Below are 11,278 nucleotides of genomic sequence, written 5' to 3'. Positions count from 1 at the left end.
AGAGCTTGCTGAATAAATCTAAAAACCTTGTTGGGTAAGACTTTTAGACTTTTTGTCAATCAAAAAGTAGCAAATATGGGAGTGATCGGGGGGAAAATTCAGGGACTTTTTCCCTGAAAATTAGGTAATTGACCCCCTCAAAATCGGTAAAACCCTACACCCCACACCCCACACCCCACACCCTACCCCCACGAAAAACTTTTTGCCGCAAGCCCTAAGTAGGATTGCCACGCCCACCCTCTGGGAACCGCCTTCAATCGAATGATTGCCCGCCACAGTCAGCCATAAGGCAGCAAAAACTTTTCTTTTTGTTCTATTAAGCTTTGTTAACCGACTATTTACAATAAAGCCATTTCCCCCACCACTTCCAAGCGGGTATAACTGCCGATTTTAAGGAATTTTTCCGAGAGAGATTCGGCCACATTGGGAGTAATCCAGCCTAACTGTTTGAGAATTTGTAAAGCGGCGGCATATTTAGCCCGTTTGGAACCATCTAAAGCTTTTATTGCTAATCCTAAACCTTCACCGACGCGCCCGATACATTGAATACCTTCGGCCCCGGCTTTACTGACGATTTCCCCCTGACTAGCCCGCATTAATTCCGTATCAAAAGCCCCTTCTCCTGCTACCATGCGGGGATGATAGGTCATCGCCCGGACGATTCTTTCTAAGTCTAAACGGTTGCCAGAGGCTAACTGGGCGTAGAGATGGGCCATTTGCCCCAACTGCATTGAATAGGTGGGCGCACCGCAGTCATCGTGGGCGCTGATTAATTCATCCCCCGGCATTCCCAATAATTCGGCAATTTTGCTTAAAATTAGCTTCTGTATCTGACTAGAACGCCGCAGATAGGTATTTAACGGCCAGCCACGCTGTTGACACACCGCTAACATCCCGGCGTGTTTACCAGAACAATTGTACTGCAAGCGACTGGGTTTACCTTCCGGGAGAGGACATTGCAGGGCATTAGGATCGATATCGGCGCGCCAGAGAATATTAAAGACTTGACGGGCGTGTTCCACCGTGCCTTGGTGAGAACTACAGATAATGGCTAGATCCTTATCGTTGAGATCGTAGCGTTCGAGGGTGCCGGTACTGATGACAGCCAGTGCTTGAAAAGGTTTCAGGGCCGAACGAATAAAGGCGCTAGTTTCGGCGCTGCCGGCGGTGGATAATACCCGGCCGCGGTCATCGCAAATAGCGGCCTCGACATTATGAACCGATTCAATAATACCTTCCCGGAGGAGATGAATTTCTAAGCGGTGGGTTGGTGAACGTTTTACCCTATTCATTCAGATTGGTGATTGGTTGCGGTTAGTGAGTGAAAAATAGCCAGAAAAGACCACTGATAGCGACAATTGCCCCTAAAATCAGGGCGGTTTTTTGTAAACGCTGGAGAATGGGCTGGATTTGATAGGAGACGATTAAACGATCACGGGTTAAAATGGCGGCGGTTTTTGTCCAGATTTGGCCATCGTACCAACCCGACTCTTCATAAAATACTTTCTCCGATTGCAAGCGATCATAGACGTATATCCAGCCCAGATACAAGCGCAATAACACCAATCCTACCAAAATTGTCGAGCCAAAAATCCCCGCACAGAAGAAGGGAAAAGGGGCCTTTTTCAGGGGAAAACTAGCGGCGGCAATCGGTCCGACAATTAACCATGTCCACAACCATAACCAGAGAATTTTTTTTGTATAAGGAGCTACATCTAGCGTCGCCCAACGAAAAAACCAAGATTCTTTTAATTGTTCGTACTCGTTAACCGGTTGCTGTTCTTCCGGGACGGGACAGAAATCAAGGGAGGATTTCATGGATTCTACTCCTCTAAATGGTCGCTAGGTAGAGGAATCCGTTGAGCATGACCCCAAAAAGCTTCTAAATTATAAAATTCTCGCTCTTTTGGTAAAAAGATATGGACAATGATAGCGCCATAATCCATCAGGATCCAGCTACCTTCGCTTTTTCCTTCCACTTGTCGGGGGGATTGTTGCCATTCTAGTTCCATAGCGGCTTCGATCGCATCCTCGATCGCTCGCACTTGAGTGGTAGAATAGCCGGTAATAATCAGAAAATAATCGGTTAAATAACAGATATCGGCGACTTTCAGGATGGCGATGTCCCCCGCTTTCTTGTCCTCGGCAGCGGTGACAATTGTCTCTAGAAATTTTTCGGTCTTGAGATTTTCGGCGACGGGGGTAATAATTCCAGTGGGATTGGTCATTCAGGTTGTGGTTATCCTTTGGCTGAGGTGGTTGTAAGCGAGTCTTGAGATTATGTTAATCAATGGTTTTAGTTTCCGTTAGTTGTTCTTTAACAATTTGTAACGCCCAGTTGCGGGTTAGCACGGTGCGGGGATGAATGGGACAATGGCTACTTAAAAGATATTTTAGGGAATAATCGCAGGTTTGTTGAACGCTTTTATGGAGATTTTGATAGCTGAGTTGTCGTAGGGCGTTTAATTCGGGTGTATCGCCGCGATTGGGTTCCAAGGCATCGGCAATAAAGACTATACAGCTAAGATCGCTCATATTGGGTTTACCGAGGGTATGATTGCGAATTGCTTCGAGAATTTCCTCGTCGGTGATGTTAAATTCTTTTTGGGCGACAACTGCACTGACATCGGCGTGGAGTAAGTGGGGATGGGATAAACAGATATTATCCACGTCTATTCCCGCCGATTCCGCCATTTTTAGCAGTTTTTTGGGCTTGAAAAATTTGGCCAGATCGTGTAGTAACCCGGCTTGCCCAGCTTGGACGGTATCGAGATCGTGATGACGAGCTAAATCAATACACATGGTCTCCACACCGAGAATATGTCGCAGACGGTGTTCGTTGACGTTTTCTTTTAACCAGTCGATAACTTGCTGTCGCATCTTTTTTTTGCCCTTGTGGAACCCCAGAACGATTGTAACAATTACTATACAATTTTGCCTATCGCTTCAAGGTTCGATCTTTACCAATCATCCTCGCGAGTAGCTTCTAAAACTTCTTCTTGCTGCCAATCATCCTGAAAAGGTTGTACCACTTTACCGATCGCATCGGCCACAAAAGACTTAATAAATTCCTCCTTGCGACTGAGTTGAAATTGTCTTTGTACCACCTCTGTCATACCACCATCACCCCAGTCTTGATCGTGACGGAAATATTCGATAAAACTTTTGCCAGCAATGCGGGTTAAATAGGCGGCACTGACTCCTTGAATTGCCTTACCGACTATATAGGTAGTAAAATTTAATTGTAGGATTCTGGCTAATAATTCTACTGCTCCTTTCACCACTCCCAAACTAACTAGAGTTTTGCCCAAAGATAGAGCCAATTCCTTGCCTCGATCGCTGTTAATTTCACAGCCATAAACTTGACCAATTTCTCTGACCATTTGAGCATTAACCGCCGCCGTTGCTAACAGATCGAACACTGGTAAGGGAGTCACCGCAATCACTCCCGCACCGATCCACTGATAGCGATCGATAATTTTATCAGCTTGGCGACGACGTTGACGATCGATAATTTTCCTAGCTTCTTCCCCTAATCTTTGGGATTGTAAGAGGATATTATCTGCCACTAAATCCTCCCCTTCGGCCCGTAAAACTGAAGCTAAACGTTTAATTAAAGCTAAAATATCCGGTTCCGGTGTGATGATTTGTCCACCGGTTAACTGTACTGGTTGGGGATTAGCGGTAACGGCAATAATATCGGCGGAAAGGATCACTCCTTTTAGCCGTTCTCGTAATTGTTTTAAAATAATGTCTCGATCTTCATCGCTATAGAGATCGATTTTATTAAAGACTAAGAGAGAACGTTTACCGATATCAATTAAACGCAATAAAGGGCCGTATTCCGATTGTCGAATATCGTTATCAATGACAAATAAAAGTAAATCTGCTTCCGTGGCTAATTGTCGCGCTAACTGTTCCCTTTGACCTCCGGCCGCGCCAATTTCGAGAATGCCGGGGGTATCGGTAATTTGAATTTCCCGATTCACACCTTTCATTTTTAAACTATAGGTTTCCCCTTTTTCCGTGGTTCCCATGGTTGCCTCCACATTGCCCACCATTTGACCGATGAGGGCGTTAATTAGGGAGGTTTTTCCCGCCGATCCTGTGCCGAAAACAATGATTTTAACTTCTTTTCTGGCTAAACTTCGCTCAATTTCTTGGGAACGATTAATAAAAACCTGTTGAGTTACTTTATCTTGAATTTGCTCCACTTGTTGCCGGATAGCTTTTAAGGTTTCCCCGGCGGCCTCGGTTTTTTCTACCGGTAATTTTAGGGGTGGACGGGAGGAAGAACGTAACCCGCGGCGACTTTTTTGGCGCTGGGGCAGCAGATAAAAATAGTACAAAAGAACGTATATTAGCAAACCCAGCAGTCCGATAATGAGTAAAAGCAGAATATTGGCTAAGATAGGAGCGGTAAAGGCGATCTGGATGTAAAGACGATAGATAGAGTTGACTAACCACAACATTAATCCGAAAATAAAGCTCAGACCAATGATTAAAGTGGCAAGACGGGGTAATTTCATCAGCTTTAACGGTAGGGGGTTCCTTGATCTTGATCTTAGTTCTTTGCCGGCCGATTGTCGGCAACTAGAATAGACTATTATCTATAGTCATAATTTCTTTTATTCATCAGCCAATTTTTGTAAATCTACTAAGTTGGGATTTTTAAAGGGAAACTCTCTGCCCAAATTGGGCGTTACTTGCGATTTTATCGCTCAATCCAGGCTTTTGGGGGGTTCTACCCCCCAAACCCCCCGCGCATTAGTTTTTCGGTGGAATGCTTACACGCAGCTGCTGATACATTTGTCGTCATCTAAGAGTCACTGATAATTGCTGATTGTCGGTATTCCTGCAAATGTGAGATGCAGCCGTATTCAGGGGTCAGGGGATAGCTTTTTATTTATTCTCCCTTCTCCCCACTTCCCCACTCCCTTCTCCCTTCGGACCAGAAAAGGGGTAAGATAATAAGTTTAGTGATAAGATGACCGAATTGTAAGCGGGGACTTGATATGGCAGAAACCCTATTATTTAATGCTTTGCGACAGGCGATCGATGAGGAAATGGGCCGCGACCAGACAGTATTTGTTTTGGGTGAAGATGTGGGTCATTACGGTGGTTCCTACAAAGTTACCAAAGATCTCTACAAAAAATATGGCGATTTAAGGGTTTTAGATACTCCCATCGCTGAAAATAGTTTTACGGGCATGGCAGTGGGGGCAGCCATGACGGGATTGCGTCCGATTATTGAAGGCATGAATATGGGTTTTCTTCTGCTTGCCTTTAACCAAATTGCCAACAATGCTGGGATGTTACGTTATACTTCCGGCGGTAATTTTAAAATCCCCATGGTTATCCGTGGTCCGGGGGGTGTGGGCAGACAATTAGGGGCGGAACATTCCCAGCGTTTAGAGGCCTATTTTCACGCAGTACCTGGCTTAAAAATTGTCGCTTGTTCCACTCCCTACAATGCCAAAGGTTTATTAAAATCGGCGATTAGAGATAATAACCCCGTGCTTTTCTTTGAACACGTTCTTCTCTATAATCTCAAGGAAAATTTACCTGATACCGAGTATCTTTTACCCCTCGATAAAGCCGAAATCGTTCGCAAGGGAGAAGATATAACTATTCTCACCTATTCGCGGATGCGTCATCACTGTTTACAGGCATTAAAACAGTTAGAAAAAGATGGCTATGATCCAGAAATTATCGATTTAATTTCCCTGAAACCCTTTGATATGGAGACGATTGCCGCTTCGATTCGCAAGACTCACAGGGTGATTATCGTGGAAGAATGTATGAAAACGGCGGGAATTGCTTCCGAGTTAATTGCTTTAATTAACGAGCAGTTATTCGATGAATTAGATGCCCCCGTGTTAAGATTATCTTCCCAAGATATCCCCACGCCTTATAACGGTAATCTAGAAAGATTGACGATTATTCAACCTAATCAAATTGTCGAAGCTGTCCAGAAAATGGTCAGCGATCGCATTTAACAAATTCTCCTTTTGATACCGAAGTTATGCAGAGACAAAATTGGTTATTGTTACTGATCATCGGCCTAGTTGTTGCCTCGATCTTCGTCCTGATTAAGTTACCCCTACAATTAGGTTTAGACCTGCGCGGTGGTAGTCAATTAACGATCCAAGTTAAACCCACTGAAACCGTTAAAACCATTCAACCTAATGATTTAAAAGCGGTACAAAATGTGATTGAAAATCGTGTTAATGCCCTCGGTGTTTCTGAATCATTAGTGCAGACTGTAGATAGTAAAAATCAGGTAATCGTGCAACTACCCGGGGTCACAAATCCCAAAGAAGCTGAGAGAAACTTAAATGTTCAGGCCCAATTAGAATTTCGTCAGCAAAAACAAGGTACAGAAGGAGAATTTCGGGCTGAATATTCAATTTTTCAACAAAAAAAAGCGGAATTAGCCGACCTCAAAGCCGAGAATAAACCCGAAAATGCCGCTAAAATTGCCGAACTAGAACAATCTCTGCAAAAATCTAAACAGGCAATTTTAAATTTATTTGAGTCGGTGGACTTAACCGGAAAAAGTCTGCAAAATGCCACCATTAGTTCCACCCAAGGCACTAACTGGGAAGTGGCCATTACTTTCGACTCGGAAGGGGGCAATAAATTTGCCGAACTGACTAAAGTGATTGCGGGTACTGGTCGCAGTATTGGGATTTTCCTCGATAATGAATTAATTAGCGCCCCTGTGGTTGATGTGCAGTTTGCCCAAACGGGAATTACAGGAGGCCGGGCCGTGATTACTGGTAATTTTACCGCCGAAACCGCCAACGATTTAGCGATTCAATTGCGCGGTGGTTCCCTACCTTTCCCCGTTAAAGTGGAAGAAATTCGCACTGTCGGGGCAACTTTAGGCCAGGATAGCATCCGTCGCAGTATCTACGCTGGTTTAGTGGGTTTACTGTTAGTTTTAATCTTCATGGCGGTTTATTACCGTTTACCCGGTATTATTGCCGATATTTCCCTGATTATCTATACTATTCTCTCTCTGGGGGCTTTTGCCTTAGTGGGAGTCACGATGACCTTACCCGGGATTGCCGGATTTATCCTCAGTATCGGCATGGCTGTTGATGCAAATGTACTGATTTTTGAGCGTACCCGGGAGGAATTAAGGGCGGGAAAATCCCTATTTCGGGCAGTAGAGTCGGGATTTTATCGGGCTTTTTCCAGTATTCTTGATAGTAATGTCACTACTTTAATCGCCTGTGCTGCCTTATTTTGGTTGGGTTCAGGATTAGTCAAAGGTTTTGCTTTAACTTTAGCCATTGGGGTAGCTGTGAGTATGTTTACCGCTTTAACCTGTAGTCGCACTCTCCTGTTAATCACCGTGTTAAACGTCCCCAGCGTCCGTCAAAAACCGCAACTTTTCTGCCCTAATTTACCGACAAATCAGTAGGGTGGGTTAGGCGACGACAAGTTATGTTGTTAACCAATAATTTCATATTCGCCGTAACCCACCGATTGCCACTCCCTACTCCCCAAATTCCTTTTTCCTTTTTACTTTTTACTTAAAAGATATGGCATTTAGTGTTACAAAACAGCGTAATTTTTGGTGGACAGTCTCGGCCTTGCTGACGATTGGTAGTATTTTGGCCATGGTGATTTCTTGGTTCACTATTCAAGCGCCTTTGCGACCGAGTTTAGATTTTGTTGGTGGCACGAGAATTCAGATAGAATTAGCCTGTGCTAAAAAGAATAACTGTGAGAAACCCTTAACTACTGCCGAAGTGCAAGTGATTTTAGACGAGGAAGGATTGGGTAACAGTAGTGTGCAGGTGTTGGATAAATATACTTTATCGGTGCGGACGAAAACCCTCGTAGAAGAACAGAGAACAAAATTACTCGACACCTTAAACCAGAAAATCGGCGCCTTTGACCCCGAAACCAGTCAAATCGATACAGTTGGTCCCACCATCGGTCAAGAATTATTTAGGTCGGGATTTTTAGCTTTATTAGTGTCATTTTTTGGCATTGCTGTCTATCTAAGCTTTCGTTTTCAACGGGATTACGCTTTTTTTGCCATTGTCGCCCTGCTGCACGACGTTTTGATCACTTTAGGGGTCTTTGCGGTTTTAGGCTTAATTGCGGGGGTAGAAGTGGATAGTTTATTTTTAGTTTCCCTCTTGACAATTGTGGGCTTTTCTGTTAATGATACGGTGGTAATTTATGATCGCGTGCGGGAAAATTTTGTCAATACCCCCGAATTATCCGTGGATGAAATTGTCGATAATGCGGTGAGTCAAACCCTAACTCGTTCGATTAATACCACCCTGACCACTTTATTGCCTCTGGTGGCGATTTTTCTCTTTGGTGGCACCACCTTAAAATATTTTGCCCTAGCTTTAATTATCGGTTTCGTAGCGGGGGCCTATTCGAGTATTTTTATCGCTAGTACCCTACTCGCTTGGTGGCGCGGTCGTTCTCATCGACCCACACTCAATTACAGTTAGGATGCCATTGGTGAAGAATCAGTGGTTCTTGGATGGGTCATAATAGTAATTTCAACCTGTTGATTGAGACGACCAAAAATTGAGATCAAACGGTCAATAGTAAAGCGTCCCAAATTAGCACGGCGAATCTGGACAAATTCACTGTGATTAATTCCAGTTCGCACTTGAGCATCGCGGGTTGATAAGTCTTCCTTCTTTTCCGCAAAGTTTCTTTGATTTGCTCAATCTTCCCCCGGAAACCGTCAATCATTATCAATTTTACTCCCTAGAAGTTAAACAACTCGCTTTTCGTTTAGATGGGGTCTTTCTTCCCAATAACCTGAATGACCCGATTTACTTTGTTGAGGTACAATTTCAAAAAGATGAACGGTTTTACTCACGCTTTTTTAGTGAAATATTTCTCTATTTTCATCAGAGTGAGAGTAATAACAATTGGCAAGGGGTGATTATTTATCCTTATCGGGAAATTGAAAACAGTCCCAAATCTCGTTATCAAGAATTCTTTGCGTCAGGTCGGGTTAACTGTTATTATCTAAATCAGTTAGATGAGGGGGATTCTCTGGGGGTAAAAGTGTTACAATTAATTGTAGAATCGGAACCAAACGCCTTAAATCAAGGAAAAGAACTGATTCAACAAGTTAGACAACAATTCCAGGAGTCTTTAAAAAGACGGGACATTCTCGAATTAATTGAGACAATTCTCATTTATAAATTGCCGAAATTAAACCGTAAGGAGATAGAAGCTATGTTTAGTTTAAGTGATTTAAGAGAAACTAAGGTCTATCAAGAAGCTTTAGAGGAAGGAGAATTATCCGCTAAAAAAAGCCTAATTTTGCGTCAGCTAAATTTAAAACTAGGTTCTATTCCTTTAAAGGTAGAACAAAAAATTAAACAGTTAAATCCTAATCAACTGGATAATTTAGCTCTTGCTTTGTTGGACTTTTCGGATGTGGAAGATTTGCACCAATGGTTAAATTAAAGAAAAAAGCCTTAGATTGAACAATTTCAGCAACAATTCAGGGACATCACCGCAAAGGGAGGGGAATTAGGAAAATTTCCGACCATCTCCCCACCCCAAGCGCGATTAACGACGTTTAGCGAGGCGACGCACCACTAACCCCCCCCTAGTATCCCTAATCCAATAATACCAGAAGGTTCGGGAGTGGACACCGGCGGCTGACTTTGGCTGAATACCTGTACGCGATTGTTGCCAGAATCAGCCACATAGATATTACCACCGCCATCGACCGCGATACCGACGGGGACATTGAACTGACCGTTCCCCGTACCGCCGCTACCGAAAGCGGACTGGAAAACACCACTAGAGTTGAATACCTGTACGCGATTGTTGTTAGTATCAGTCACATAGATATTACCACCGCTATCGACCGCGATACCGACGGGGGAATCGAACTGACCGTCCCCCGAACCAGCGCTACCGAAAGTGGACTGGAAAACACCACTGGGGTTGAATACCTGTACCCGATTGTTGTCCGTATCAGCTACATAGATATTACCACCGCTATCGACAGCGATACCGCCGGAGCTAACGAACTGACCGCTCCCCGAACCTAAGCTACCGAAAGTGGACTGGAAGCCACCACTAGAGTTGAATACCTGTACGCGATTGTTGTTAAGATCAGTCACATAGATATTACCACCGCTACCGACGGCGATACCGTAGGGGCTAACGAACTCACCGTTCCCCGTACCGAAGCTACCGAAAGTGGACTGGAAGACACCACCAGAGTTGAATACCTGTACGCGACTGTTGCCACTATCAGTTACATAGATATTACCACCGCTACCGACGGCGATACCGTAGGGGCTAACGAACTGACCGTCCCCCGTACCGAAGCTACCGAAAGTGGACTGGAAGGCACCACTAGAGTTGAATACCTGTACGCGATTGTTGTTAAGATCAGCTACATAGATATTACCACCGCTACCGACGGCGATACCGTAGGGAAAAATGAACTGACCGTTCCCCGAACCAGCGCTACCGAAAGTGGACTGGAAGACTCCACCAGAGTTGAACACTTGTACGCGATTGTTGCCAGTATCAGTTACATAGATATTACCACCGCTACCGACGGCGATACCGTTGGGGAAACTGAACTGACCGTTCCCCGTACCACTGGTACCGAAAGCGAAGGAAAAACTGGCCGCAGTGGCACTGGTGGCGATACTAATACAACCGATCGCAGTGGCCGTGACTAGGGAAAAGGATTTCAGCAGAGCCTTTGATAAGCCTTGCTTCTCCCCCCCCCATGATTGATAAGTTTGGCTAATGTCATGAAACTTCATAAAAATCAACTCATTGTAAGCTACCCCTTCCTCTAGTAATTGTCAAGAAATTTCTGGGAAAATGTGACAAATTTGCTGATAATGTATTCTGCGCTACGATTCTACTGGGCAATAGTTACGGCGAATACAGTATGTCAACATCAGCGACCGAGGGTATCCTAGGAGAAACGGAAAGTAATCCCTGAAGATGTTTGATAATATTTGTAAATTTATTGCCGAAAACTTCTCCGATGATTTAGCCACTTGGTTATTAGGTTCTCCCCTCTCCTTAACCGTCCTCGACCCGACGGAATTACAATTAGACCCCATTCGTGCTGATTCTCTGATTTTGTTACAGTCAGAGCAATTAATTCTCCATACCGAATTTCAAACCGACCCCGACTCTAAGATTCCTTTCCGAATGCTTGATTATCGCATTCGCGTCTATCGTCGTCATCCCCAAAAACCAATGCGTCAAGTGGTAATTTATCTGCGACGCAGTGATT

The 11,278-nt window shown here is 44.2% G+C and carries 12 protein-coding genes; 5 read left to right on the top strand and 7 right to left on the bottom strand.

From position 1 onward, the window contains the following. Nucleotides 1-338: 338 nt before the first annotated feature. The 5 genes from IM473_RS17175 to IM473_RS17155 form a co-directional block, all read right to left on the bottom strand. Nucleotides 339-1,292: an asparaginase gene (locus IM473_RS17175; protein WP_287660199.1), complete on the bottom strand. Its 954-nt coding sequence runs from the start codon at nucleotides 1,290-1,292 to the stop codon at nucleotides 339-341. Between the two features lie 22 nt (nucleotides 1,293-1,314). Further along, a complete protein-coding gene (locus tag IM473_RS17170; protein WP_287660198.1) occupies nucleotides 1,315-1,818 on the bottom strand; it encodes a CGLD27 family protein in 504 nt (167 codons plus the stop codon). A 5-nt stretch (nucleotides 1,819-1,823) separates the two neighbouring features. Next, nucleotides 1,824-2,228, bottom strand: coding sequence for a ribosome silencing factor (rsfS, locus tag IM473_RS17165; protein ID WP_287660197.1), 405 nt, complete (start codon nucleotides 2,226-2,228; stop codon nucleotides 1,824-1,826). Between the two features lie 55 nt (nucleotides 2,229-2,283). Then, on the bottom strand, nucleotides 2,284-2,880 hold the full coding sequence (gene yqeK / locus IM473_RS17160; protein ID WP_287660196.1) for a bis(5'-nucleosyl)-tetraphosphatase (symmetrical) YqeK: 597 nt from the start codon (nucleotides 2,878-2,880) through the stop codon (nucleotides 2,284-2,286). 80 nt (nucleotides 2,881-2,960) lie between these two features. Further along, a complete protein-coding gene (locus IM473_RS17155) occupies nucleotides 2,961-4,529 on the bottom strand; it encodes a YcjF family protein (protein ID WP_287660195.1) in 1,569 nt (522 codons plus the stop codon). Nucleotides 4,530-5,015: 486 nt separating this feature from the next. Here IM473_RS17155 and IM473_RS17150 point away from each other — a divergent pair, with 486 nt between their 5' ends. The 3 genes from IM473_RS17150 (at nucleotide 5,016) to secF (ending at nucleotide 8,486) form a co-directional block, all read left to right on the top strand. Next, a complete protein-coding gene (locus tag IM473_RS17150; protein WP_287660194.1) occupies nucleotides 5,016-5,999 on the top strand; it encodes an alpha-ketoacid dehydrogenase subunit beta in 984 nt (327 codons plus the stop codon). A gap of 26 nt (nucleotides 6,000-6,025) precedes the next feature. Continuing rightward, on the top strand, nucleotides 6,026-7,432 hold the full coding sequence (secD, locus tag IM473_RS17145) for a protein translocase subunit SecD (RefSeq protein WP_287660193.1): 1,407 nt from the start codon (nucleotides 6,026-6,028) through the stop codon (nucleotides 7,430-7,432). A 121-nt stretch (nucleotides 7,433-7,553) separates the two neighbouring features. Next, nucleotides 7,554-8,486 (top strand): protein translocase subunit SecF, encoded by a 933-nt coding sequence (gene secF, locus IM473_RS17140; protein ID WP_287660192.1) that lies wholly within the window; start codon nucleotides 7,554-7,556, stop codon nucleotides 8,484-8,486. Here secF and IM473_RS17135 read toward each other — a convergent pair. After that, nucleotides 8,483-8,650 carry a helix-turn-helix domain-containing protein gene (locus IM473_RS17135; RefSeq protein ID WP_287660191.1) on the bottom strand — a complete coding sequence of 56 codons (168 nt, stop codon included), beginning with the start codon at nucleotides 8,648-8,650 and terminating at the stop codon, nucleotides 8,483-8,485. The genes secF and IM473_RS17135 overlap by 4 nt on opposite strands. Before the next feature lie 14 nt (nucleotides 8,651-8,664). Here IM473_RS17135 and IM473_RS17130 point away from each other — a divergent pair, with 14 nt between their 5' ends. After that, complete coding sequence (locus tag IM473_RS17130; RefSeq protein ID WP_287660190.1) at nucleotides 8,665-9,465, top strand: Rpn family recombination-promoting nuclease/putative transposase; 801 nt, start codon at nucleotides 8,665-8,667, stop codon at nucleotides 9,463-9,465. Nucleotides 9,466-9,599: 134 nt separating this feature from the next. On the opposite strand, the gene IM473_RS17125 is transcribed toward IM473_RS17130, so the two are convergent. Beyond that, entirely contained in the window at nucleotides 9,600-10,793 is a 1,194-nt protein-coding gene (locus IM473_RS17125; protein WP_287660189.1) for a 6-bladed beta-propeller, read from the bottom strand. A 187-nt stretch (nucleotides 10,794-10,980) separates the two neighbouring features. On the opposite strand from IM473_RS17125, the gene IM473_RS17120 reads away from it, so the two are divergent. Next, a partial coding sequence (locus IM473_RS17120; protein ID WP_287660188.1) for an Rpn family recombination-promoting nuclease/putative transposase occupies nucleotides 10,981-11,278 on the top strand: 298 nt, incomplete at its 3' end.

The organism is Microcystis sp. M015S2, from assembly GCF_020245945.1.
Classification (GTDB): Bacteria; Cyanobacteriota; Cyanobacteriia; order Cyanobacteriales; family Microcystaceae; genus Microcystis.
This window is presented reverse-complemented; position numbering and strand designations above follow the sequence as displayed.

Coding starts and splice junctions, on each gene's coding strand:
- secF (WP_287660192.1), top strand. CDS start 7,554: ATGGCATTTAGTGTTACAAAACAGCGTAATTTTTGGTGGACAGTCTCG.
- IM473_RS17170 (WP_287660198.1), bottom strand. CDS start 1,818: ATGAAATCCTCCCTTGATTTCTGTCCCGTCCCGGAAGAACAGCAACCG.
- IM473_RS17175 (WP_287660199.1), bottom strand. CDS start 1,292: ATGAATAGGGTAAAACGTTCACCAACCCACCGCTTAGAAATTCATCTC.
- IM473_RS17125 (WP_287660189.1), bottom strand. CDS start 10,793: ATGAAGTTTCATGACATTAGCCAAACTTATCAATCATGGGGGGGGGAG.
- IM473_RS17155 (WP_287660195.1), bottom strand. CDS start 4,529: ATGAAATTACCCCGTCTTGCCACTTTAATCATTGGTCTGAGCTTTATT.
- IM473_RS17150 (WP_287660194.1), top strand. CDS start 5,016: ATGGCAGAAACCCTATTATTTAATGCTTTGCGACAGGCGATCGATGAG.
- secD (WP_287660193.1), top strand. CDS start 6,026: ATGCAGAGACAAAATTGGTTATTGTTACTGATCATCGGCCTAGTTGTT.
- rsfS (WP_287660197.1), bottom strand. CDS start 2,228: ATGACCAATCCCACTGGAATTATTACCCCCGTCGCCGAAAATCTCAAG.
- yqeK (WP_287660196.1), bottom strand. CDS start 2,880: ATGCGACAGCAAGTTATCGACTGGTTAAAAGAAAACGTCAACGAACAC.